27 protein-coding genes are annotated in these 23,176 nt (G+C 70.5%); 9 read left to right on the forward strand and 18 right to left on the reverse strand.

The genetic code is table 11. The annotated features are described in order from the left end of the window. Positions 1-11: 11 nt before the first annotated feature. Positions 12-182, reverse strand: a complete 171-nt coding sequence (locus LV457_RS07000; RefSeq protein ID WP_232170060.1) for a DUF2613 domain-containing protein — start codon at positions 180-182, stop codon at positions 12-14. Between the two features lie 122 nt (positions 183-304). Between LV457_RS07000 and LV457_RS07005 the strand changes: the two genes are divergently transcribed. Then, positions 305-1,480 carry a glycoside hydrolase family 3 N-terminal domain-containing protein gene (locus LV457_RS07005; RefSeq protein ID WP_232170061.1) on the forward strand — a complete coding sequence of 392 codons (1,176 nt, stop codon included), beginning with the start codon at positions 305-307 and terminating at the stop codon, positions 1,478-1,480. Between the two features lie 67 nt (positions 1,481-1,547). Beyond that, positions 1,548-2,171, forward strand: coding sequence for a TetR/AcrR family transcriptional regulator (locus LV457_RS07010; protein WP_232170062.1), 624 nt, complete (start codon positions 1,548-1,550; stop codon positions 2,169-2,171). A gap of 35 nt (positions 2,172-2,206) precedes the next feature. On the opposite strand, the gene LV457_RS07015 is transcribed toward LV457_RS07010, so the two are convergent. Continuing rightward, positions 2,207-3,079 carry a MaoC/PaaZ C-terminal domain-containing protein gene (locus LV457_RS07015; protein ID WP_232170063.1) on the reverse strand — a complete coding sequence of 291 codons (873 nt, stop codon included), beginning with the start codon at positions 3,077-3,079 and terminating at the stop codon, positions 2,207-2,209. A gap of 63 nt (positions 3,080-3,142) precedes the next feature. After that, positions 3,143-4,495: a 3-oxoacyl-ACP reductase gene (locus tag LV457_RS07020; RefSeq protein WP_232170064.1), complete on the reverse strand. Its 1,353-nt coding sequence runs from the start codon at positions 4,493-4,495 to the stop codon at positions 3,143-3,145. Between the two features lie 125 nt (positions 4,496-4,620). On the opposite strand from LV457_RS07020, the gene LV457_RS07025 reads away from it, so the two are divergent. Both LV457_RS07025 and LV457_RS07030 read left to right on the forward strand, forming a co-directional pair. After that, positions 4,621-5,922 carry an acetyl-CoA C-acetyltransferase gene (locus LV457_RS07025; protein WP_232170065.1) on the forward strand — a complete coding sequence of 434 codons (1,302 nt, stop codon included), beginning with the start codon at positions 4,621-4,623 and terminating at the stop codon, positions 5,920-5,922. A gap of 233 nt (positions 5,923-6,155) precedes the next feature. After that, a complete protein-coding gene (locus tag LV457_RS07030) occupies positions 6,156-7,076 on the forward strand; it encodes a helix-turn-helix domain-containing GNAT family N-acetyltransferase (protein WP_232170066.1) in 921 nt (306 codons plus the stop codon). A gap of 77 nt (positions 7,077-7,153) precedes the next feature. Here the strand turns inward: LV457_RS07030 and LV457_RS07035 are convergent, their stop codons facing one another. After that, the gene (locus tag LV457_RS07035) at positions 7,154-8,989 is read right to left on the reverse strand and encodes an acyl-CoA dehydrogenase (protein ID WP_232170067.1); all 1,836 of its coding nucleotides are present in this window, start codon (positions 8,987-8,989) and stop codon (positions 7,154-7,156) included. Positions 8,990-9,204: 215 nt separating this feature from the next. Between LV457_RS07035 and LV457_RS07040 the strand changes: the two genes are divergently transcribed. Continuing rightward, positions 9,205-9,675, forward strand: a complete 471-nt coding sequence (locus tag LV457_RS07040) for a flavin reductase family protein (RefSeq protein WP_239030448.1) — start codon at positions 9,205-9,207, stop codon at positions 9,673-9,675. Positions 9,676-9,687: 12 nt separating this feature from the next. Here the strand turns inward: LV457_RS07040 and LV457_RS07045 are convergent, their stop codons facing one another. The 5 genes from LV457_RS07045 to LV457_RS07065 all read right to left on the reverse strand — a co-directional run bounded on the left by LV457_RS07045 (position 9,688) and on the right by LV457_RS07065 (position 13,874). Continuing rightward, the gene (locus LV457_RS07045; RefSeq protein WP_232170069.1) at positions 9,688-9,843 is read right to left on the reverse strand and encodes a hypothetical protein; all 156 of its coding nucleotides are present in this window, start codon (positions 9,841-9,843) and stop codon (positions 9,688-9,690) included. A gap of 136 nt (positions 9,844-9,979) precedes the next feature. Next, a complete protein-coding gene (locus LV457_RS07050; RefSeq protein WP_232170070.1) occupies positions 9,980-10,726 on the reverse strand; it encodes a succinate dehydrogenase/fumarate reductase iron-sulfur subunit in 747 nt (248 codons plus the stop codon). 3 nt (positions 10,727-10,729) lie between these two features. Then, a complete protein-coding gene (locus LV457_RS07055) occupies positions 10,730-12,706 on the reverse strand; it encodes a fumarate reductase/succinate dehydrogenase flavoprotein subunit (RefSeq protein WP_232170071.1) in 1,977 nt (658 codons plus the stop codon). Between the two features lie 41 nt (positions 12,707-12,747). Further along, the gene (locus LV457_RS07060) at positions 12,748-13,566 is read right to left on the reverse strand and encodes a hypothetical protein (protein ID WP_232170072.1); all 819 of its coding nucleotides are present in this window, start codon (positions 13,564-13,566) and stop codon (positions 12,748-12,750) included. Then, positions 13,563-13,874, reverse strand: a complete 312-nt coding sequence (locus LV457_RS07065) for a hypothetical protein (RefSeq protein WP_232170073.1) — start codon at positions 13,872-13,874, stop codon at positions 13,563-13,565. Before LV457_RS07065 ends, LV457_RS07060 begins: the two co-directional genes overlap by 4 nt. Before the next feature lie 116 nt (positions 13,875-13,990). Here LV457_RS07065 and LV457_RS07070 point away from each other — a divergent pair, with 116 nt between their 5' ends. Continuing rightward, positions 13,991-14,752: an isocitrate lyase/phosphoenolpyruvate mutase family protein gene (locus tag LV457_RS07070; protein WP_232170074.1), complete on the forward strand. Its 762-nt coding sequence runs from the start codon at positions 13,991-13,993 to the stop codon at positions 14,750-14,752. A gap of 64 nt (positions 14,753-14,816) precedes the next feature. Here the strand turns inward: LV457_RS07070 and LV457_RS07075 are convergent, their stop codons facing one another. The 8 genes from LV457_RS07075 to bla form a co-directional block, all read right to left on the reverse strand. Next, on the reverse strand, positions 14,817-15,263 hold the full coding sequence (locus LV457_RS07075) for an Hsp20/alpha crystallin family protein (RefSeq protein ID WP_232170075.1): 447 nt from the start codon (positions 15,261-15,263) through the stop codon (positions 14,817-14,819). Between the two features lie 75 nt (positions 15,264-15,338). Next, entirely contained in the window at positions 15,339-16,244 is a 906-nt protein-coding gene (locus tag LV457_RS07080) for a biotin-dependent carboxyltransferase family protein (RefSeq protein WP_232170076.1), read from the reverse strand. After that, positions 16,241-16,879, reverse strand: a complete 639-nt coding sequence (locus LV457_RS07085) for an allophanate hydrolase subunit 1 (protein WP_232170077.1) — start codon at positions 16,877-16,879, stop codon at positions 16,241-16,243. Before LV457_RS07085 ends, LV457_RS07080 begins: the two co-directional genes overlap by 4 nt. A gap of 1 nt (position 16,880) precedes the next feature. Continuing rightward, positions 16,881-17,570, reverse strand: a complete 690-nt coding sequence (locus LV457_RS07090; protein ID WP_232170078.1) for a queuosine precursor transporter — start codon at positions 17,568-17,570, stop codon at positions 16,881-16,883. Positions 17,571-17,592: 22 nt separating this feature from the next. After that, entirely contained in the window at positions 17,593-18,717 is a 1,125-nt protein-coding gene (locus tag LV457_RS07095; protein WP_232170079.1) for a putative sulfate exporter family transporter, read from the reverse strand. After that, entirely contained in the window at positions 18,714-18,809 is a 96-nt protein-coding gene (locus LV457_RS07100) for a cytochrome c biogenesis protein ResB (RefSeq protein ID WP_232170080.1), read from the reverse strand. The genes LV457_RS07095 and LV457_RS07100 overlap by 4 nt, the downstream gene beginning before the upstream one ends. A 64-nt stretch (positions 18,810-18,873) precedes the next feature. Next, complete coding sequence (locus LV457_RS07105) at positions 18,874-19,461, reverse strand: TetR family transcriptional regulator (RefSeq protein ID WP_232170081.1); 588 nt, start codon at positions 19,459-19,461, stop codon at positions 18,874-18,876. 119 nt (positions 19,462-19,580) lie between these two features. After that, positions 19,581-20,453: a class A beta-lactamase gene (bla, locus tag LV457_RS07110; RefSeq protein ID WP_374198769.1), complete on the reverse strand. Its 873-nt coding sequence runs from the start codon at positions 20,451-20,453 to the stop codon at positions 19,581-19,583. Positions 20,454-20,597: 144 nt separating this feature from the next. Here bla and LV457_RS07115 point away from each other — a divergent pair, with 144 nt between their 5' ends. Both LV457_RS07115 and LV457_RS07120 read left to right on the forward strand, forming a co-directional pair. Beyond that, entirely contained in the window at positions 20,598-20,888 is a 291-nt protein-coding gene (locus LV457_RS07115) for a hypothetical protein (protein ID WP_232170083.1), read from the forward strand. 26 nt (positions 20,889-20,914) lie between these two features. Continuing rightward, positions 20,915-21,175, forward strand: coding sequence for an addiction module protein (locus LV457_RS07120; protein WP_232170084.1), 261 nt, complete (start codon positions 20,915-20,917; stop codon positions 21,173-21,175). Here LV457_RS07120 and LV457_RS07125 read toward each other — a convergent pair. Continuing rightward, positions 21,153-22,070, reverse strand: a complete 918-nt coding sequence (locus LV457_RS07125; protein WP_232170085.1) for an enolase C-terminal domain-like protein — start codon at positions 22,068-22,070, stop codon at positions 21,153-21,155. The genes LV457_RS07120 and LV457_RS07125 overlap by 23 nt on opposite strands. Before the next feature lie 163 nt (positions 22,071-22,233). On the opposite strand from LV457_RS07125, the gene LV457_RS07130 reads away from it, so the two are divergent. Further along, a complete protein-coding gene (locus LV457_RS07130; RefSeq protein ID WP_232170086.1) occupies positions 22,234-23,127 on the forward strand; it encodes a mycobacterial-type methylenetetrahydrofolate reductase in 894 nt (297 codons plus the stop codon). Positions 23,128-23,176 lie beyond the last annotated feature (49 nt).

The following is a 23,176-nucleotide window of genomic DNA, read 5'->3' on the forward strand; positions in this document are numbered from 1 at the left end:
GGAGATCAGGGTTAGCGGTTGCCGTACTCGACGCGGTTGAGCACCGACGACTGCGGGTCACCGGCCACCAGCGGCGGCTTGGTGTCCTGCTGCACCATCAGGGTCACCCCGAACACCGCGGCGGCGCCGAGCAGCAGGCCGACGACCACGCTGGCCGCCGCCGGAAGTACGAACCGGTCCATGCTGAGCTCCTCGAATCCGGGGGTGTCCCGGGTCGCCAACGTAGCACGTCGCCCGCCTGCGACGGCCGCCCCGCGTCGCACCCGAGCCCGTCCTGCGCGCCGCCGCGTGACAGCATGGCCCGATGGCCGTAACGCGCACGATCGTGACGCCGCTGGCAGCCGCCGCCGTCCTGCTGGGGTGCTCACCGGACTCCGCCGGCCCGCAGGCCGCTCCCGAGCCGCCCACGCCCGCCGCCACCAGTGCGGCAACCCGACCGGTGAGCACCGCCATGCCCGTCGCCCCGCCGGCGGGGTGCGTCACCGATCTCGCCGGCGTGGCCGCGCTGCCGCTGCGCGACCGGGTGGCGCAGCTGCTGATGGTCGGGGTGACCGGCGCCGACGACGCCCGCGCGGTGGTCAGCGAACATCACGTCGGCGGCATCTTCGTCGGCAGCTGGACCGACCTGTCGCTGCTCGGCGCGCCGCTGGCCGAGATCGCGGACGCGGCCGGGCCGCTGCCGCTGGCCGTCAGCGTCGACGAGGAGGGCGGCCGGGTGTCGCGGCTCGCCGGGCTCATCGGGTCGCAGCCGTCGGCCCGCGTGCTCGCGGCCACCAAGACGCCCGAGGAGGTCCGCGGCATCGCGGCCGAGCGCGGCCGAGCGATGCGCGCCCTCGGCATCACCGTCGACTTCGCGCCCGTCGTCGACGTCACCGACGCCCCCGACGACACCGTCATCGGCGACCGGTCGTTCGGCTCCGATCCGGCGACGGTCACGCGGTACGCCCACGCCTACGCGCAGGGGCTGTCGGACGCGGGTGTCACGCCGGTGCTCAAGCACTTCCCCGGCCACGGCCACGCGTCGGGCGATTCGCACGCCCAGGGTGTGGTGTCGCCGGACCTGGCGCAGCTCAAGGCCGTCGACCTGGTGCCCTACCGCGAGCTGACGACGCTGCCCGGCGTCGCGGTGATGGTGGGCCACCTGCAGGTGCCGGGGCTGACGGGCGGCGACCCGGCGAGCCTGAGCCCCGCCGCCTACGGCCTGCTGCGCAGCGGCGGCTACGGCGGCCCGGGGTTTCCCGGCGTTGTGTTCACCGACGACCTGTCGAGCATGCGGGCGGTGTCCGACCGCTACGGCGTCGCCGACGCCGCGCTGAAGAGCCTGCAGGCCGGCGCGGACGTCGCGCTGTGGGTCACCACCGCGCAGGTGCCGGCCGTCGTCGACCGGCTGGCGGCGGCGGTCAAGGCGGGCGAACTCGACGAGGGGAAGGTCAACTCGTCGGTCCTGAAACTCGCGCTGTCGCGCGGCGCCCGCTGCTGACGGGCCGCGCGCGGCCAGGGAGCCGGTTGCTTACCCTGAGGTGAGGAATTCGGCGAAAGGCTTGCGAATGGCGGGTGGCACCAAGCGGTTGCCGCGTGCGGTGCGCGAGCAGCAGATGCTCGACGCCGCCGTGCAGGTGTTCTCGGTGAACGGTTACCACGAGACGTCCATGGACGCGATCGCTGCCGAGGCGCAGATCTCCAAGCCGATGCTCTACCTGTACTACGGGTCCAAGGAGGAGCTGTTCGGCGCCTGCCTGAACCGCGAGCTGGGCCGGTTCATCGAGGCCGTGCGCGCCGACATCGACTTCACCCAGCAGAGCCCGAAGGACCTGCTGCGCAACGCGGTCGTGTCGTTCCTCAGCTACATCGACGCCAACCGCGCGTCGTGGATCGTGCTCTACACCCAGGCCACCAGCTCGCAGGCGTTCGCCCACACCGTGCGGGAGGGCCGCGAGCGCATCATCGAGATCGTCGCCCGGCTGCTGCAGGCGGGCACTCGCCACCCGGACCCCGACGCGGACTTCGAGCTGATGGCGATCGCGCTGGTGGGGGCGGGTGAGGCCGTCGCCACCCGCGTCAGCAGCGGCGACATCGAGGTCGACGCTGCCGCGCAGCTGATGATCAACCTGTTCTGGCGCGGCCTGAAGGGCGTGCCCAGCGAGGCGCCGGCGGCCGCCCGCAGCACCTAGCGGGCGACCGCCGACGACGTCGAGGCGCGACGTCGCTACCGGCCGCCCGACGGGGTGATCGTGCCCGTCAGATGCGGGTCGCCCTTCTTGAGGTTCCGCAACGCCAGCTCCCAGCCGTCGCCGACCTTGTCGACGTAGAGGCCCACCCGGGCGGGCAGCAGCACCGGCTTGCCGAAGCGCACCGAGTACTGTGCGGCGTCGGGCAGTTGGCCCTGCACGGTGCGCAGCGCCGCCGCGGCGCTGAACATGCCATGCGCGATCGCGGTGGGGAACCCGAACAGCTTGGCGCCGACGCCGCTGGTGTGGATCGGGTTGTGGTCGCCGCTCACCGCCGCGTACTTGCGGATCTGCCCGGCCGAGATCGTTAGGATCGCGTTCGGCGGCGGCGGCTTACGGGCCGGCTGCTTGGGCTGCTCGGGCTTCGGCTCGTCGGACAGGCTGGTCCGCTGCTGGTGCAGGAACGTGGTCACCTGATGCCACACCACGTCGTTGCCGACGCTGACGTCGGACACCAGGTCGACGAGCAAACCCTTGCGGTGCTCGCGCAGGTTCTCCGCGCGCACGGCGACGTCGACGGTGTCGGTCACCGCGATCGGGCGGTGCTGCGTGATGTGGTTCTCGGTGTGCACCGCGCCCATCGCGGCGAACGGGAAGTCGAACGCCGTCACCAGCTCCATGACCACCGGGAAGGTGAACACGAACGGGTAGGTGATCGGCACCGTGTCGCCGAAACGCAGGCCCGTCACCGCCGTGTAGGCGGCGACGTTCGCCCGGTCGATGTCGATGCCCTCGACGCGCAGTGTCCGGTCCGGCAGCTTGTCGCCGCGCCGCACCACCGGCAGCGCCCCGGCCGCCGCGCGCAACAGGTTGCGCAGCGGGTTGGGCTGATCGGTCGTCTGAACGGCCATCAGGCTCCTCGGTTCTTCGCGCAAGCGCTCATCAGGCTCCTCGGTTCTTCGCGCAAGCGCTCATCACGCCCCCAGCATGGCCTGGCCGCACACCCGGATCGTGTTGCCGGTGACGGCGTTCGACGCGGGATTGGCGAAGTAGGCGATGGTCTCGGCGACGTCGACCGGCTGGCCGCCCTGGTGCAGCGAGTTCAGCCGGCGACCCACCTCGCGGGTGGCGAACGGGATCGCCTCGGTCATCTTGGTTTCGATGAAGCCGGGCGCCACCGCGTTGACGGTGATGTGCTTGTCGGCGTACTCCTCGGCCAGCGCCTGGGTCAGCCCGATCATCCCGGCCTTGGTGGCGGCGTAGTTGGTCTGGCCGCGATTGCCGGCGATCCCGGCCATGGACGACAGCCCGATGATCCGGCCGTTCTCGGCGAGCGCGCCCCGCTCCACCAGCCCGCGCGCCAGCCGCTCGGGCGCCAGCAGGTTCACCGCGACCACCGAATTCCAGCGGTCGTCGTCCATGTTGACCAGCAATTTGTCGCGCGTGATGCCGGCGTTGTTCACCAGGATGTCGACCTTGCCGGAGTAGTGCTGCTCTAAATGCTCGACGATCCGGTCGACGGCGTCGGGCTTGGTGACGTCGAGCGTCAGCGCGGTGCCGCCGGTCTTCGCGGCGACCTCGCCGAGCGGTTCGGTCGCCGACTCCACGTCGACCGCGATCACCTTGGCGCCGTCGCGGGCGAACACCTCGGCGATGGTGGCGCCGATGCCGCGGGCGGCGCCGGTGACGATCGCCACCTTGCCGGCCAGCGGGGAGTCCCAGTCGGCGGGCGGGGCGGAGTCCTCGGCGCCGACGTAGTACACCTGGCCGTCGACGTAGGCCGACTTGCCGGAGAGGATGAACCGCAGCGTGGACTCCAGGCCCGTCAGCGCCGGGTTGGCGTCCGGTGACAGGTAGACCAGCGAGACGGTGGCGCCGTGGCGCAGCTCCTTGGCCAGCGACCGGGTGAAGCCTTCGAGCGCGCGCTGGGCGATGCGCTCGTCGATGCTGCCGGCCTGGTCGGGCGTGGTGCCGACGACGACCACCCGCGCCGACGGCAGCAGGTTGCGCAGCACCGGGGTGAAGAAGTCGTGCAGCTGCTTGAGGTCCTCCGGCGAGGTGATGCCGGTGGCGTCGAACAGCAGGCCGCCGAACTGGTCGGCCCACCGGCCACCGGTGTTGTTGCCGACGATCTCGTAGTCCGCTGCCAGCGCGCTGCGGACGGGCTCGGCGACGCGGCCGGTGCCGCCGATGAGCAGGGGGCCGGGAAGCGGCGGTTCGCCGGGCTTATAGCGCCGCAACGGCTCGGGCTGGGGGATGCCGAGCTGCTTGGCCAGGAACGAGCCCGGCCCGGAGTTGGCGATCTGCGTTAACAGGTCAGGAGCCACTGCTGCACCTCTCGTGTCGCGTGTCGGGACGTTCGACGTTTCCGTCGAACTTACTCCAGAGTAAGAAGTGTGGTTACTATGGGGTTCGGTTAGTTGCTTAGTACCCGAATCGACAGGGGGAAGACGTGGCGACAGAGAAAAACCTTCGGCGAGTGGCCATCATCGGCGGCAACCGGATCCCGTTCGCGCGGTCCGACGGCGCGTATGCCGAGGCGTCCAACCAGGACATGCTGACGGCGGCGCTGGACGGCCTGGTCGACCGGTTCGGTCTGCAGGGCGAGCAGCTCGGCGCCGTCATCGCCGGGGCGGTGCTCAAGCACAGCCGCGACTTCAACCTGACCCGCGAGTGCGTGCTGGGCAGCAAGCTGTCGCCCTACACGCCGGCCTTCGACATCCAGCAGGCGTGCGGCACCGGGCTGCAGGCCACGGTCGCCGCGGCCGACGGGATCGCCGCCGGGCGTTACGAGGTGGCGGCCGCCGGCGGCGTCGACACCGCGTCCGACGCGCCCATCGCGCTCGGCGACGACCTCCGCAAGACGCTGCTCGGCCTGCGGCGCGCCAAGTCCAACGTCGACCGCGTCAAGCTCGTCGGCAAGCTGCCCGCCACCGTCGGCATCCAGATCCCGGTCAACAGCGAGCCCCGCACCGGCATGTCGATGGGTGAGCACGCCGCGGTGACCGCGAAGGAGATGGGCATCAAGCGCGTCGACCAGGACGAGCTCGCCGTCGCCAGCCACCGCAACATGGCGGCGGCCTACGACCGCGGGTTCTTCGACGACCTCGTGACGCCGTTCCTCGGGCTCTACCGCGACAACAACCTGCGGCCCGACTCGTCGGTGGAGAAGCTCGCGAAGCTCAAGCCGGTGTTCGGTGTACAGGGCGGCGACGCGACCATGACGGCGGGCAACTCGACGCCGCTCACCGATGGCGCGTCGGTCGCACTGCTGGCCAGCGAGCAGTGGGCGCAGCAGCGCGGGCTGGCGCCCATGGCCTACCTCGTCGACGCGCAGACCGCCGCGGTGGACTACGTCAACGGCCCCGACGGCTTGCTGATGGCCGGCACCTACGCCGTGCCGCCGATGCTCGCGCGCAACGGGCTGACGCTGCAGGACTTCGACTACTACGAGATCCACGAGGCGTTCGCGTCGGTGGTGCTCGCGGTGCTGCAGGCGTGGGAGTCCGACGAGTACTGCAAGGAACGCCTCGGCCTCGATCAGGCGCTGGGCGCCATCGACCGCTCGAAGCTCAACGTCAACGGCTCGTCGCTGGCGGCCGGCCATCCGTTCGCCGCGACCGGCGGCCGCATCGTGGCGCAACTGGCCAAGCAGCTGCAGCTCAAGAAGGCGGAAACCGGCAAGCCGGTCCGCGGCCTCATCTCGATCTGCGCGGCCGGTGGGCAGGGCGTCGCGGCCATCCTGGAGGCGTGATCCACGTCACACCGAAAGGGATTCTTTCAGCGTGTAACACCGGAGCCCGGGGTATCGATAGTCAGGTAGCCCCGTGCTGCCGTCTGACCCCCCGACCCGACGTCAGCACGGGGCAACCCTAGCCGCAAAAACGGCCGTCGTTGAAATGAGGGGATTCAGCGGCGGCCGTTTTTCGCGTCGTCCGCTGCGCACGCGGCACCAGATCGTTGACTATTGCAACGAATCGGTTGACGATGGCAATCGTGCCAGGGTTGGTCGATCGGGTTCGCGAGTTCAACCGCTTCTACACGCGAGTGATCGGCGTGCTGCAACCCGATCTCGTCGGGAGCCCGTTCACCCTGGCCGAGGCGCGCCTGCTCTACGAGATCGCCCAGCGCGAGCACGCGGCGGTCGCCGACGTCCGCGCCGCGCTCGGCCTGGACGCCGGTCACCTGAGCCGTTTGCTGTCGGCGCTGGCGGCGCGCGGGCTGATCGAACGGGAGGTGTCGGCGGCCGATCGCCGCAGGCAGGATGTTCGCCTCACCGACGCCGGGCGGGCAGCGTTCACAGACCTCGACGCCAGACAAGCCGCGGCCATCGACGACTTGGTCGGTGACCTCTCGCCGACCGATCGCGACGAGCTGACCGCCGCGATGTCGGTCATCCACCGCACGCTCGGCTCGGCCGGTGAGCGCTCGAGCCTCGTGCTGCGCGCCCCCGAACCCGGCGACCTGGGCTGGGTGGTCGAACGGCACGGCGAACGCTACAACGCGGAGTACGGGTGGGGTATGGACTTCGAGTCCGTGGTGGCCCGGATCGTCGCCGACTTCGGCGCCAGCCGCGACGGTCGCACTGCCGCCTGGATCGCCGAGATCGACGGCCGCCGTGCCGGCTGCGTGTTCTGCACACCGTCTCCCGACGACGGCGTCGCCCAGCTGAGGCTGCTGCTGGTCGAGCCGTGGGCCCGCGGCGCGGGTGTGGGCAGCCGCCTCGTCGACGAGTGCCTGAGATTCGCCGAACGCGCCGGCTACCGTCGAATCATGTTGTGGACCAACGACGTCCTCACGGCGGCCCGACGCATCTACGCCCGGGCCGGCTTCTCGCTGGACCGCAGCGAACCCCATGATCACTTCGGCGAGAACCTGGTGGGCGAGTACTGGTCACGCGACCTGTGACCGCTCTGGGCGCCCGTGGGGCAGCGGCAACGCAAAAGGCCCCCGGACGTATCCGGGGGCCCTTCACGTGAGACCGATCAGAAGGCCGCTTCGGGCACTTCCATGACCTCGTTGTCGATGTTCTCCAGGACGACGCGCGTGCTGGTCAGGAGCGGCAGGAAGTTCTTCGCGAAGAACGACGCGACCGCCAGCTTGCCCTCGTAGAACGCCTTCTCGTCACCGGTCGCGCCGGCGTCGAGCGCCTCGATGGCCACGGCCGCCTGCCGCTGCAGCAGCCAGCCGATCATCAGGTCGCCGACGCTCATCAAGAAGCGCACCGAACCCAGGCCGACCTTGTAGACGTTCTTCGGGTCCTCCTGCGCCGACATCAGGTAGCCGGTCAACGCGGCCGCCATGCCCTGCACGTCGGCCAGCGCGGTGGCCAGCAGGGCCCGCTCCGCCTTGAGCCGGCCGTTGCCGCTCTCGCTGTTGACGAACGCCTCGATGGTGCCGGCGACGTGCGCCAGCGCCGCACCCTTGTCGCGGATGATCTTCCGGAAGAAGAAGTCCTGCGCCTGGATGGCGGTGGTGCCCTCGTACAGCGAGTCGATCTTGGCGTCCCGGATGTACTGCTCGATCGGGTAGTCCTGCAGGAAGCCCGATCCGCCGAACGTCTGCAGGCTCTCGGTCAGCTTGGCGTAGGCCTGCTCCGACCCGACGCCCTTCACCACCGGCAGCAGCAGGTCGTTGACCCGCACGGCCAGGTCCGGATCGATGCCGTGGATGGTCTTGGCCACCTCGGCGTCCTGGAAGGTCGCGGTGTAGATGTAGAGCGCCCGCAGGCCCTCGGCGTACGCCTTCTGCGTCAGCAGCGACCGGCGGACGTCCGGGTGGTGCGTGATGGTGACGCGCGGCGCGGTCTTGTCCGTCATCTGCGTCATGTCGGCGCCCTGCACGCGGGTCTTGGCGTACTCCAGCGCGTTGAGGTAGCCGGTCGACAGCGTGGCGATGGCCTTGGTGCCGACCATCATGCGAGCCTGCTCGATCACGTCGAACATCTGCGCAATGCCGTTGTGCACCTCGCCGACCAGCCAGCCCTTGGCCGGGGTGCCGTGCTGGCCGAACGTCAGCTCGCAGGTGGCCGAGACCTTCAGGCCCATCTTGTGCTCGACGTTGGTGACGAAGACGCCGTTGCGCTCGCCCAGCTCGCCGGTCTCGAAGTCGAAGAGGAACTTCGGCACGAAGAACAGCGACAGCCCCTTGGTGCCCGGGCCCGCGCCCTCGGGACGCGCCAGCACCAGGTGGAAGATGTTCTCGAACAGGTCGTCGGAGTCCGCCGAGGTGATGAACCGCTTCACCCCGTCGATGTGCCACGAGCCGTCGTCCTGCTTGACGGCCTTGGTGCGGCCGGCGCCGACGTCGGAGCCGGCGTCGGGCTCGGTGAGCACCATGGTGGCGCCCCAACCGCGCTCGGCGGCGATGACGGCCCACTTCTTCTGCTCGTCGGTGGCCTGCTTGAAGAGGATGCTCGCGAAGCCCGGGCCGCCGGCGTACATCCAGGTGGCGGGGTTGGCGCCGAGCAGGTGCTCGTGCAGCGCCCACACCAGCGCGCGGGGCATCGGCATGCCGCCGAGCTCCTCCTCGATGCCCACCCGGTCCCAGCCACCGTCGATGACGGCGCGCACGGACTTCTTGAACGACTCGGGCAGCGTCACGGAGTGCGTCTTCGGGTCGAAGACCGGCGGATTGCGGTCGCCGTCGGCGAACGATTCCGCGACCGGCCCCTCCGCCAGGCGGGCGATCTCGCCCAGCATCTCGGTTGCGGTGTCGGCGTCGAGGTCGGCGTAGGCGTCGGCGCCGAGCGCCTTGTCTACACCCAGCACCTCGAACAGGTTGAATACCTGGTCACGGACGTTGCTTCGATAGTGGCCCACGTCTTCCTCCTCGGTGAGAAGCCACAGAGCGGTTGGGTACTCGGCTAAAGTTACCCACCAGTAACCCTGCTGACTATACCGCTCGGTAACATCTACGCAAAGCGAGTGTGAGCTACGTCGGCCGGCTAACTATCACGCGAGTGTCGCGGTCGGGTCCGTTCCGCTGCGCGGGCCGCCGTGTGAAGATGGGTCGTGTGACCAGTGGTAGCACCCACCTGAGTTCCACCGCGCTGCGAGAAGCGTTCGGGCACTTCCCGACTGGCGTCATCGCGATCGCAGCGGAGATCGACGGCGTGCGCGTCGGGTTGGCGGCCAGCACCTTCGTGCCGGTCTCGCTGAACCCGCCGCTGGTCTCATTCTGTGTGCAGAACTCCTCGACCACCTGGCCGAAGCTGCGCAGCGCCCCGCGGCTGGGCATCAGCGTCCTCGGCGAGGCCCACGACGAGGCCGCCCGCACCCTGGCGGCCAAGGCCGGCGACCGCTTCGCCGGACTGGAGACGACCACCACCGATCAGGGTGCGGTGTTCGTCCACGGCACGAGCGTCTGGGTGGACAGCGCGATCGAGCAGCTCGTCGAGGCGGGCGACCACACCATCGTCGTCCTGCGCGTCGAGGACATCACGGTGCACGATGGCATCGCACCGATCGTGTTCCACCGCAGCGGCTTCCATCGCCTCGGCGACTGACGTGCTCGACCGTCACGGCCGCTGCGAGAGCTCCTCGCGGTAGCCGTCGATGCGCCGTTCGATCTCCGCCGCGTCGTCGGGACGGCCCTCCTTGCGGGCCACGGCGGCCCGCACCGACAGCTCACGGATGGCGGTGCGGATGTTGTTGACGCTCTGAACGGTGCGCATACCCACTGACTGCCTTTCGCGATGTCGCCGGGCAGCGCAGGACCGCCACCGCCCATGTGATCCACGTTACAGTCGGCGCCGGCGGCCGTCGATACCGGAAGCGGCTATCGGGAGCTGTCGCTCTTCGCGCAAGCGCTCATCGCCGGAACAGCTTGTTGCCGAGCCAGACGATCGGGTCGTACTTGCGGTCGACCACGCGCTCCTTCATCGGGATCAGCGCGTTGTCGGTGATCTTGATGTGCTCCGGGCAGACCTCGGTGCAGCATTTGGTGATGTTGCAGTAGCCGAGACCGTGCTCCTCCTGGGCGGAGTTGCGCCGCTCCAGGGTGTCGAGCGGATGCATGTCGAGCTCGGCGATGCGCATCAGGTAGCGCGGCCCGGCGAAGTTCTCCTTGTTCTCCTCGTGGTCCCGCACCACGTGGCAGGTGTTCTGGCACAGGAAGCACTCGATGCACTTGCGGAACTCCTGGCTGCGTTCGACGTCGACCTGTGCCATCCGGTAGTCGCCCGGCTGCAGCTCCTTCGGCGGCGCGAAGGCGGGGATCTCACGGGCCTTCTCGTAGTTGAACGACACGTCGGTGACGAGGTCGCGGATCACCGGGAACGCCCGCAGCGGCGTCACCGTGATGGTCTCGTTCTCCCCGAACGTCGACATGCGGGTCATGCACATCAGCCGCGGCCGGCCGTTGATCTCCGCCGAGCAGGAACCGCACTTGCCGGCCTTGCAGTTCCACCGCACCGCCAGGTCCGGCGTCTGGGTCTGCTGCAGCCGGTGGATGATGTCGAGCACCACCTCGCCCTCGTTGACCTCGACGGAGTAGTCGGCGAAGTCGCCGCCCTCGACATCGCCACGCCACACCCGCAGGTTCGCCTCGTAGGTCATGTCCTACCCCTTCCGTCCGGGATGGTCGGCGAGCTCGTCGTCGGTGAAGTACTTCCCGAGCTCCTCGATGTCGAACAGCTCCAGCAGGTCCGGCCGCAGCGGGATCTGGTCCTTCTTCTCCACGCTGACGTCGGGGACGACGGGGTCGTCGCCCTCGGCACGGCACACCAGCAGCTTGTTGCGCCAGTCGGCTTCCATCGCGGGGTAGTCGTCGCGGGTGTGGCCGCCGCGGCTCTCGGTGCGTGCCAGCGCAGCCTTCGCGACGCACTCGCTGACCAGCAGCATGTTGCGCAGGTCGATCGCCAGGTGCCAGCCGGTGTTGAACTGCCGGCCACCCTCGACGCGCAGGTTCTTGAAGCGGGCCCGCAGCTCGTCGAGCTTGCCGAGCGCCTCTTGCACCTCGTCGGCCTTGCGGATGATGCCGACGAGCTCGTTCATGGTGTCCTGCAGGTCGAGCTGCAAGGTGTAGGGGTTCTCGGGCTTGTCGCCGTTGGACGGCCCCTCGAAGGGTTCGATCGCCCGCTTGGCGGCGGCATCGAGCTCGTCCTGCGGCACCGCCGGGCGGTCGTCGAGGGACCGCACGTAGTCCGCGGCGCCCAGGCCGGCGCGCCGGCCGAACACCAGCAGATCCGACAGCGAGTTGCCGCCGAGCCGGTTGGAACCGTGCATGCCGCCCGAGCACTCGCCCGCCGCGAACAGCCCCGGCGTCGTCGCCGCGCCGGTGTCCGGGTCGACCTCGATGCCGCCCATCACGTAGTGGCAGGTAGGACCGACCTCCATGGCCTCCTTGGTGATGTCGACCTCGGCCAGCTCCATGAACTGGTGGTACATCGACGGCAGCCGGCGCTTGATCTCGTCGGCGGGCAGCCGCGACGCGATGTCGAGGTAGACGCCGCCGTGCGGGGAGCTGCGCTCGGCCTTGACCTCGGAGTTGATGGCGCGGGCCACCTCGTCGCGGGGCAGCAGATCGGGGGTGCGGCGGGCGGAGTCGTTGTCCTTGAGCCACTGGTCGGCTTCGTCCTCGGACTCGGCGTACTGGCCTTTGAACACGTCCGGGATGTAGTCGAACATGAAGCGCTTGCCCTCGGAGTTCTTGAGGACCCCGCCGTCGCCGCGCACGCCCTCGGTGACGAGGATGCCCTTCACGCTGGGCGGCCAGACCATGCCGGTCGGGTGGAACTGGATGAACTCCATGTTGATCAGCGTCGCGCCCGCCCGCAGCGCCAGCGCGTGGCCGTCGCCGGTGTACTCCCACGAGTTCGAGGTGACCTTGTAGGACTTGCCGATGCCGCCGGTCGCGAGCACCACGGCCGGCGCCTCGAACAGCACGAACCGGCCGCTCTCACGCCAGTAGCCGAACGCCCCGGCGATTCGACCCTGCTCTTCACCCGTCGCTCCGCTCGCCCCCTTATCTTTCAACAAGTCGGTGATCGTGCACTCGGCGAACACCTTGATGCGGGCCTCGTAGTCGCCCAGCTCGGCCTTGTCCTCCTGCTGCAGCGAGACGATCTTCTGCTGCATGGTCCTGATGATCTCCAGGCCGGTGCGGTCGCCGACGTGCGCCAGCCGCGGATAGGTGTGGCCGCCGAAGTTGCGCTGGCTGATGCGGCCGTCCTTGGTGCGGTCGAACAATGCGCCGTAGGTCTCCAGCTCCCACACCCGGTCCGGGGCCTCGCGGGCGTGCAGCTCCGCCATCCGCCAGTTGTTGAGGAACTTGCCGCCCCGCATCGTGTCCTTGAAGTGGGTCTGCCAGTTGTCCTTGGGGTTGGTGTTCCCCATCGACGCCGCGCAGCCGCCTTCGGCCATGACGGTGTGCGCCTTGCCGAACAGCGACTTGCAGACCACCGCCACGCGCAGGCCGCGCTCGCGGGCCTCGATCACCGCCCGGAGTCCCGCGCCGCCGGCTCCGATGACCACCACGTCGAAATCGTGGCGCTCGATACCGCTGGAGTCGTTCGGCTGGGGGTCGGTGTCCGCCATGGAACCTCGCTATTCGTCGGGGAAAGGGCTGAAAGCGGCTGTCAGCCGATGATTCTGAGGTCGGAGATGGCGCCGCTGGAGACGAGCATGATGTAGAAGTCGGTGAGCACCAGGGTGCCCAGCGTGATCCAGGCGAACTGCATGTGCTTGGTGTTCAGCTTCGACACCTGCGTCCAGATCCAGTAGCGCACCGGGTGTTTCGAGAAATGCTTCAGCCGGCCGCCGGTGACGTGGCGGCAGGAGTGGCACGACACGGTGTAGGTCCACAGCAGGATCACGTTGACGACCAGGATGATGTTGCCCAGCCCGAGGCCGAAACCGGTGGGCGACCGGAACGCCAGGATCGCGTCGTAGGTGTTGATGAGCGAGATGAGCGCGGCCGCGTAGAAGAAGTAGCGGTGGCTGTTCTGCAGGATCAGCGGGAACCGCGTCTCGCCGGTGTAGGTCGCGTGCGGTTCGGCGACCGCGCACGCCGTGGGCGACTGCCACACCGAGCGGTAGTAGGCCTTGCGGTAGTAGTAGCAGGTCACCCGGAACAGCAGCAGGAACGGCAGCGTCAGCGCCGCGTACGGCAGCCACCACACGTCCGGCAGGAACTGGCCGAAGTGGCTCGCCTCGGGCTGGCAGCCGGTGCTGACGCACGGCGAGTAGAACGGCGTCAGGTAGTGGTAGTCCTCGACGTAGTAGTCGCGCTGCAGGAACGCCCGGACCGTCGCGTAGATGATGAACGCCGCGAGGCCCAGGTTGGTGAGCAGCGGCGCCTGCCACCACCGGTCGGTGCGCAGCGTTCGCTGCGGAATCTTGGCTCGCGTCTGTGAGAAGACGCCCGTCCCTTCCCGATCTGCGGTCGGGGCGCTCACGCGCGAGACCTGCTGTGCCCGCCGACGCCCTCGTCGTCGACATCGCGCCAGAACGCCGAGTCGTACGCGGTGTCGGGCACCGGGATCTTCTCGCCCGGATGGTATTTCGCGTGGCTGCGGCCCCATGACTCGTCGAGTTCGCCGGCGTCGATGTCGAGGCGTTCGACGTCGTTGAGGATGCGTTCGGCGTCGTTGACGATGCGGCGCATTGCGGGGCTGTTGCCGTAGCGGGCCTTCAGCGAGGCGACGCACCGCTGCAGGCCACCGACGAGCTGATGGAGCTCGGTCAGGTCAGTGGTGGTGGACAATGGGACCTCCTTGGGCTGAAGGTGGCTCAAATCACAGTACGACACCCGATGCTAGCCACATCGGGAATGAGACGTGACTCAGGTCACGTCCGGTCACGAACCCGACAGGAGAAGCGGTGACGGGAAGCGAAGTGTTGGCGCACCGGGCGAGAACCCTGCTCGACCTGCACAAACCGGGCGACCCGGTGGTGTTGCCGACGGTGTGGGACGCCTGGTCGGCGCGGCTGGCGGTCGACGCCGGGTTCGCCGCGCTGACCGTGGGCAGTCATCCGGTCGCGGACTCGGTGGGCAAGCCCGACGGCGAGGGGATGGAGTTCGGCGACCTGCTCGACCGGGTCCGCCAGATCACCTCCGCGGTGGACGTGCCGGTGTCGGTGGACATCGAGTCGGGCTACGGCGAGAGCCCGGACCGGCTCATCGGTGGCTTGCTCGACGCCGGCGCGGTGGGGCTGAACATCGAAGACACCGTGCACCGCGAGGGCAAGCGGCTGCGGTCGGTCGAAGAGCACGCCGAGCTGGTGGGGAAGCTGCGGGTGGCGGCCGACGACGCGGGCGTCCCGGTGGTGATCAACGCCCGCACCGACCTGTTCCTGCGCCAGGACGGCGACGAATCGGACCGCGTCGAGCGGGCGGTGCACCGGCTGACCGCAGCCATCGAAGCCGGTGCGGACGTGGTGTATCCGGTGGGCCGCCACGACCCCGACACCATGCGGCGGTTGACCACCGAGCTGCCGGCGCCGGTCAACGCGATCGGCCCGCCCGACCAGAGCGACCCGGCGTCGTTCGGCCCGCTCGGAGTGGCCCGCATCAGCTTCGGACCCTTCCTCCAGGCCGCCCTCGCCGAGCGGGCCAGGGAGCTGCTGGCGCGCTGGCGGTAGGCCGCAACGACGAAACCCGGTGGCGCCGTGGCGGCGTCACCGGGTTCCGGAGATCGTTGAGGGGTTACTTCGCCTCGATCGCGATCCGCTGCGGCTGGTGGCCGGCGTAGGCGCCGGCGACGCGCACCGTGAGTACGCCGGCGTCGTAGCTGGCCGATACCGCATCGTCGGTGACGTGCGAGGGGAGCGCGAAGGATCGGCGGAACGAGCCGTAGCGCACCTCGCGCAGCGTCCGGCCGTCGGCGTCGGAGCTGTGCTCGTCACGCCGCTCGCCGCGGATCACCAGGCGGCCGCCGTCGATCTCGACGGTGACGTCCTTGGTGATGTCGATGCCGGGCAGCTCGACGCGCACCACGGCGTCGTCACCGTCGCGGACGACTTCGGCGGCCGGGGTGAACCCCGCGGACAGCCAGTCGTTGGCGGTGGCGGGTCCGAACAGGTCGCGGACCCAGGTGTCCAGGTCGGCGAGGGCGCTGCGAGCCGGGCGATTCCACAGGGTCAGATTGCTCATGATCGTCTCCTTCCGGTTCGTGGCGGGGGCCGGTGATCACCGGCCGGCTATCCCTAGAAACTTGAGTCGCCCCCGCTAATGTTCCGGGTGCTGTTCGCCCTGAGCGAACGGCCGACGGGGCCGCGACCAGTGGAACCGCACGGCTTGACCGGGCCGGAGCTGGGCGACCTTGTCGACGTCGCCGCTGGTCACCACACCCACCACCGGATAGCCGCCGGTCACCGGGTGGTCGGGGCCGAGGATCACCGGCAGACCGTTGGGCGGCACCTGGATCGAGCCGCGGACGGCGCCCTCGCTGGGGAGCTGGCGGTCGGGCTGGCGGTGCCGCAGCGCCGCGCCGGAGAGCCGCACCCCGACGCGGTCGCTGCGATCGGATGCCACCCAGTCGCGGTGCACCAGCGCGTCGGGGTCGGCCAGCCAGTCGTCGCGGGGGCCGGGCACGACGGCCAGCTCGACGACGTCGGCGCCGACGGCCGCGACCGGCGCCTGGTCGAGTTCGGGGAAGTCCGCGGTGTGCTCCCCGACGGGCAGCACGTCACCTGCGCGCAGCGGCGCCGGACCGATTCCCGACAGCACGTCGTGGCTGCGGCTGCCCAGTACGGGTTCCACCGCGATGCCGCCCCGCACCGCGAGATAACTGCGCAGACCGGTCGAGGGTGCCGCCAGGGCGATGCGTTCGCCGTCGCGCGCGTGGTGAACGCTGTTGCCGCCGAACGGGTTACCGTCGGCGGCCGGCCGGGTGTCGGCGCCCGTGACGGCGATGAGCGCGTCGCCGCCGCGCACCCGCAGGTGCAATCCGCCCAGCGTCACCTCGATGGTGGCGCGGTCGACCGGGTTGGCCACCAGCCGGTTGGCGAGTTCGTGGGCGTGCCGGTCCGCCGCCCCTGACGGCGGCACGCCGAGGTGCCCGAGCCCGGGGCGGCCGAGGTCCTCGACCAGCGCGAGCGGCCCGGTCGCGAGCACCTCCAGCACGACGCTCACGTTCGGCCCCGACCGGTGTCGCGGAAAGCCACCCACATCCCGGGCCGCAAGAGCGCGGGTTCGTCGCGCCCGAGGTCCCACAGCACGGCGTCGGTGCGCCCGATGAGCTGCCAGCCGCCGGGACCCTCGCGCGGATAGATGCCGCTGAACTCACCGGCGAGCGCGACGGATCCGGCGGGCACCCGGGTGCGCGGTTCGCTTCGCCGGGGCACGGCCAGCCGGGCGTCGCCACCCAGCAGGTAGGCGAAACCCGGTGCGAAGCCGCCGAATCCGACGCGCCACGGCGTTCCGGTGTGCGCCGCGACCACCTCGTCGACCGAGAGCCCGGTGTGGTCCGCGACGTCGGCGAGGTCGTCGCCGTCGTAGGTGACGTCGATGACGACGTCCACGGTGTCCGGATGGTGCAGGACGTCGTCGGCCGGTGCCGTCAGCGGCTCGACCGCCCGGCGGACCGCACCCAGCCGGTCGGGACCCGTGGTGGTGACCAGCACCGTGCGGGCGGCGGGCACGATGTCGACGACCCCGGCCGGCGGCGCGCTGCGCAAGGCCTCGGTCCACGCCAGAACCTCGGCGGGCGAATCGAATTCGGCGAGCAGCGCCGCGTCGCCGTAGTCGAGGATCCGGGTCGGGCGCATGTCACTCCACGGGCACATAGGTCGGTTCGCGGCGCTTCAGCGCGCCGATCACCGCGTACGTTACGGGCAGCATGAGCGCCTCGACCGCGGTCTTGTAGAACCAGCCGAGCACCGTGTACGTCGCGAAGTCGTGCCACGTCGAGATGCCGATGGCGCCGGCGGCGATGCTGCAGAACACCACGGTGTCGGCGAGTTGGCCCACGACGGTCGAGCCGAGCAGGCGCGCCCACAGGTGCTTCTCCTTGGTGCGGGCCTTGATGCGCACCACCAGCCACGCGTTGACCGTCTGGCCCACCAGGAAGCCGGCCAGCCCGGCGGCGATCAGCTGGATGAACGCGCCGAAGATCGCCTCGAACGCGGCCTGGTTCTGGTAGAAGTCGGCGGCGGGCAGTCGGATGGTGGTCCAGAACGCCAGCGCGGCAAGCGCTTCCATCGCGAACCCGACGACGATGGCCCGGCGGGCGGCGGCGAACCCGTACACCTCGCTCAGCACGTCGCCGATGACGTAGCTCAGCGGGAAGACCAGGAAACCGCCGTCGGTGATGATCGGCCCGAACGCCACGCCCTTGGTGGCGGTGACGTTCGAGATGAGCACCAGGCCGGTGAAGGCGGCGACGAGCAGCGGGTAATACCTCGAACCCGTCTCGGCGTAGCCGCGGGGCAGGTCACGGATCTCCTCGACGCCGGTCACGCCAGCGAGTATGCCCCGCCGGTCAGGCGGCGTCGAAGCCCGCGAACAGCACCGTCGCCAGTCCCAGCGCGACAACGATGTTGACCACGGTGGCCGATGCGAACACCGCGACCGGTCGCCAGCCGGCCTCCCGCACGCCCCGCAGCGAGAAGTCCAGGCCGATCGCGACGAAGGCGAAGATGAGGAACCAGGTGCGCACGTCGTTGACGGTGGTGATCGCGGTCTTGTCGCCGCCCCACTGCAGATAGAGCGTGCCGATGATCGACGCGGCCACGAACCCCAGCACGAACTTGGGGAACCGCGCCCAGAACTCGCGCAGCGAGGGGCTCGCATCGTCGGCGCTGCGTTGTTCGACCTTGAGCGCGAAGTACGCGGTGAGGGCGATCGCGACGACGCCGATGAGCGCGTTCTGGGTGGTCTTGACGATGGTGGCGATCTGCAGCGCCTCCTCGCCGGCGATGGCGCCGGAGGCGGCGACGGCCGCGGTGGTGTCGATGTTGCCGCCGATCCAGGCGCCCGCCACCTCCGGCGACAGGCCCAGCAGGTCGGCCAGCCAGGGCAGCAGGAAGATGGACGGCAGCGCGAACGCGATCACCAGCGACGCCGCGTAGGCCAACTGTTCGCGTCGGGCCTGCACGGCGCCGGCCGCCGCGATCGCCGCGCTGACCCCGCAGATGGACACCGCCGACGCCAGAAGCGCACGCAGCTTGTCCTCGAGCCCCAGCCGCCCGCCGAACCACCAGGTGAACCCGAACACGATGGTGATGAGGAGCAGCGCCTGCACGATCGACGGCAGTGCCGCGGTGGCGAGCAGCTTGAGGTTGATCGACGCGCCGAGCAGCACCAGGCCGGTCTTGATGAAGAATTCGGTGCGGAATCCGGCCGCGAGCGCGTCCCGCAGCGACAACCGGCTCAGCACCACGTTGCCGAGTAGGCCGAGCGCGATCGCGTAGATCGGGAACTCGATGGCCTTCGCGACCTTCGCCAGCGGTGTGTCGGCCGTCCAGTGCGGCACCTGCTGCTCCAGGAACCGGGCGGCCGCGCCGAATACGAGGACGACCACCACGCCGGCGATCGCCGCGGTGCGGGGCGAGCGGCCGGACCGACGTGCGGCCGGCTCGGTGTCGGCGGCCTGCGCTTCCGTCACGGGATCACGCTGCCCGGAATCGCGCCGACCAAGATCAGTGCCAGCAGCACCAGCCCCGCGGCGACCGCCAGCCAGTCCTCGTTGAGCGTCATGGCGGTGAACGCTAACCGCGGTGCCCGCCGCCGGCGCGGGTTGCGATCAGCGGGAACGGAACGGTCAGCGCGCCGTCAGCGGCATCCCGGCCTCGAGGAAGTCGAGGGCGCGCAGCACCTGCTCCTTGGTCATCGGCTCGTCGCCCATCGCACCCAGCATCGCGCCGGCGACGGCGCCCGAGAACACCCGGACCTCGAAGTCCTCCGGGTCGCGGCCCACCCGCTTGGCGATGCCGGCGCCGAGGGTCTTGATCACCTGCCAGTGACTCTCCAACAGTACGCCGTGCAGTGCGGGATCGGACAGCACGAGCCGCTGTCGGGTGCGCTCCTGCTCCCACTGGTCGTCCGGTAGTTCGGCGAAGGCGGTGGTGAGGGCCCGGCGCAGGGCGGCGGCGGGCGGTAGGTCGGCGGGCAGCGCGGTGAGCGAGTGGACGACGGGTCCGCTGAGGTCGTCGCCGCGCACCAGCGCTTCCTTGCTCGGGTAGTAGCGGAAGAACGTGCTGGGTGAGACGTCGGCCGCTTCGGCGATGCGCTCGACGGTGGTGTTGGCGAACCCGTATCGCTCGAACAGCCGAAACGCCTCCCGGCGGATCGTCTCGCGGGTTCGCACTTTCTTCCGCTCGCGCAGCCCGAGGTGTCCGTTCTCCGCCATGGAGGGATTGTGACCCATCGTGCTGTTTCCTCGGCGCAAGGCGGGCGCGGTTCTCAGGGAGATCATGATCACGGCGTCGCACATCGGCGAAGCACCCGCGGAGCTGCGCCCCGGCGGGTTCAGCGGTGGCCGAAGCGCCCGAGCACGATCCGCACCGTGTCGGCGATCGCGTCGTTGTACGGGCCGGCGTCCCGGCGGTCGTCGCGCGACCGGGCGAGGACGGCCAGTGCGACGCGTTCGCCCGCCGGGCCGATCAGCAGGCCGGCGTCGTTGGTGGAGCCGTAGTCGCCGGCGCCGGTCTTGTCGGCGCTGGTCCAGCCGGGCGGCAGCGCGGCCCGGAACCGGGTACCGGAGGTCTGGGTGGCGCGCATCCACCCCGCCAGCCGGTCGCGGGCGGCCGGATCGAGCGCGTCGCCGACCAGCAGCCGTTCACAGCCCGTGCTCAACGCGCGCGGTGACGTGGTGTCGCGGGGATCGCCAGGCAGCGCCTCGTTGAGCGCGGTCTCCCAGCGGTCGAGTCGGGTGCGGTCGTCACCGATCGCGCGCGCGAACGCCGTGATGGCGGGCGGGCCGCCGACGGTCCGCAGCAGCGCGTTGCCCGCGGCGTTGTCGCTGAGCGTCAGGGCGGCCTCGCACACCTCCGCCAGGGTCATGGTGGATCCGACCCGGGTGCTGGTGACCGGGGAGTTCGCCACGATCTCGGACGCGGCGATCGGCACCGGCGTCGCGAGGTCCAACCCCAGCTGCAGCACGCGGGCCGCGGCGTAGACCTTGAAGGTCGAACACACCGCAAAGGTTTCGTCGCTGCGGTGCGCGAGCGTCGCGGGCGACGCCAGGTCGCGCGCCCACACGCCGATGCGGGCGCCGTAGCGGTCCTCGCAGGCGGCGATGTCGGGATCGGCGGCCGGCGGCGCTGCGGCCGCGGGCGGGTCGGCGGCGAGCACGCCGACGGCCACGGCGCCCAGCAGGACAGTGCGTCGGGTCAGTCGAATCGGCACGCCGACCACCGAACCAGCTGCGGCGCCCGCCGACAAGCCGTCAACGAAGACCGAGACTGGCGCGAAAGCCCGTGTCGGGCGCCGGCGCGCGGCTTACGATCCTCGGACAACGCCCGATGCCGTCACCTGGGGGTCGCCATGAGAGCCGTCCGTCGCACGCCGGCATTCGGGATCGCCGCCGCCGCAGTAGGAGTCGGCGTCGTCGTCGGCGCACCCGCGGCCGCCGCCGACTGCACCGACGCCGGGGCCACCACCGTGTGCGCGCAAGGCACCGTGACGGGCTCGTCGGGCGACACCGGTCCGACGGCCGGCCCCACGTTCCCCTACCCGTGCGAGTACGACTGGTACTGCGGCAACGCCGGCAGCCTCAGCATCATCAACGACCAGGCGCAGGCGGGCATCGTCTGGACCGATCCGGGGCGGGCGTGATGCGCGACGACCGCTGCGGCTGAGCCGTGCGCCGGCAGTTCCGCGGGGTGAGGGTGGACGCCGGCGTCGTCCTCGAAGCGGCCTTGTGGGCCGCGCTCGGCCACATTCTGGTCGGCGTGCTCTACACCACCCTGCACATCGAGCTGATGGGCCAGCTGAGTGCCGCGCTGAGCCCGCGGCTGACGGTGTTCGCCGACCTCGCGGGCCTGCTGACGATGGTGGCGCTGTGGCCGGTCCTGTTGGCGAGCGCGTGGCTCTGCGGCGTCACCGGCTGCGGGCTGATCTAGCCCGACGCAACCGATCACGCCACCACGCGAGCCGCTGCGGGTCGGTGACGGCGTAGCGCGCCACCGCGGCGGGATCCGGTGCGGGGGGCCCCGGCGCGACGGGCAGCGTCCCGGCCGTCGGCCACAGCACGCGCCCGGCGCTCACCACGTCGGCGGCGAGCCGGTGCAGCGAGCACGCGAACGGCATCGCCGGCAGCGCCCCGGCCAGCGCCAGCGCGGAGGCCACGCCGATGCTCGTCGACGGCCCGGCCGCCACCGCGCAGGGCAGCGCCGAGCGTTCCGCGAGGCGCAGTGACCGCCGCACGCCGCCGGCAGCGGCCCCGTCGAGCACCGCCACGTCGGCGGTGTCGGTCGTCGCCACCGCGGCCGGCAGGGCGATCGGGACGTCGATTCGGCGCCGCAGCTCGGCTGTCTCCGTCGTCGTGCGGCACGGCCGGGTGACGAACTCCACGCCGCCGGCCGCGGCGGCCAGCCGGGGGATGACGGCGGCCGCGGTGCGGACGTCCCAGGCACCGCCTGCGTCGCAGCGGATGGTGCCGGTCGGGCCGAGCGTGGTGCGCACCGCCGCCAGCCGGGCGGCGTCGTCGCCGCCCGCACCCACCCGGACGTCCGCGGCCCGGCAGCCCGCGAGCTGCGATGCGGCCGCCGCCGGGTCGGTGGCGGTGATGACCGCGGCCACCGGCACCCGGCCGCGCCGCGGATCCGGCCAGCCCACGGTGCCGCCCTCCATGGCGGCCGTGAGCCGGCGCGCGGCGGCCTGGTCGTCGGCGTCGGGCGGCGGCGCGAACTCGCCCCAGCCCTGCGGCCCCTCGAGCAGCATCGCCTCGTGCAGGAATCCGCCGGCCGCCGGGATGGCGATCACCGGCGCGCCGTCGAAGTCGATGAGGGCCTCCACCAGCTCAAGACGCTAGCGGGCCGCGGGTGGCCGTCGGTCGGCGCGCCCGCCCGCGCTGTAGGGTGATGTCCCCGGTGGCGTGTGAGGAGCGGTATCGCGGTTCCGCGCCGGACGACCTGTGCGACTTTTTCAATGCGGAGTAGGTCCAGATGCGGAGTAGGTCTTGACGCTGAACACCGTCGCGCTCGAGCTCGTGCCGCCCAACGTCGAACACGGCCACGAGCGGGCTCGCGAGGACGCCGAGAAGGTGCTGCGGTTCTCGAAGGCGTCGGGCATCGAGGGCCGGATCAACCACGTGATGATCCCGGGGATGATCGACGAGGACGACGGTCGGCCGATCGAGATGAAACCGAAGTTCGACGTGCTGGACTTCTGGTCGATCCTGCAGCCGGAGCTGCCGGGCATCCGCGGGCTCTGCACCCAGGTGACGGCGTTCATGAAGGAAGCCGAGCTTCGCGACCGGCTCGCCCGGCTCGGCTCTGCCGGCTTCGACGGAATCATCTTCGTCGGCGTACCGCGCGGCCTCAACGACGGCGAGGGCGGCGGCGTCGCACCCACCGACGCGCTGTCGCTGTTTGCGAACACGGTGGCGGAGCGCGGCGTCATCGTGATCCCCACCCGCGACGGGGAGCAGGGCCGCTTCGCGTTCAAGTGCGACCGCGGCGCCACCTTCGGCATGACCCAGCTGCTGTACTCCGACGCGATCGTCGACTTCCTCACCTGGTTCGCCCGCGAGTCGGACCACCGCCCGGAGATCCTGCTGTCGTTCGGTTTCGTGCCGAAGGTCGAGGAGCGGATCGGGCTGATCAACTGGCTCATCCAGGATCCGGGGAACGCCGCGGTGGCGCGCGAGCAGGAGTTCGTCCGGACGCTGGCGGCCAGCGAGCCGGCTGACAAGCGCCGGCTCCTGCTCGACCTCTACCAGCGGGTGATCGACGGTGTCGCCGACCTGGGGTTCCCGCTGAGCCTGCACTTCGAGGCGACCTACGGCGTGTCGGGCGCGGCGTTCGACACCTTCGCCGAGATGCTCGCCTACTGGTCACCGCCCTCGGCCTAGCCGGCTCAGCGCCGGCTCAGTGCCGGATCAGTGCGTGACGCCGGGCTGG

Origin of the sequence: Mycobacterium sp. MYCO198283, assembly GCF_021213805.1 — a bacterium.
Classification (GTDB): Bacteria; Actinomycetota; Actinomycetes; order Mycobacteriales; family Mycobacteriaceae; genus Mycobacterium.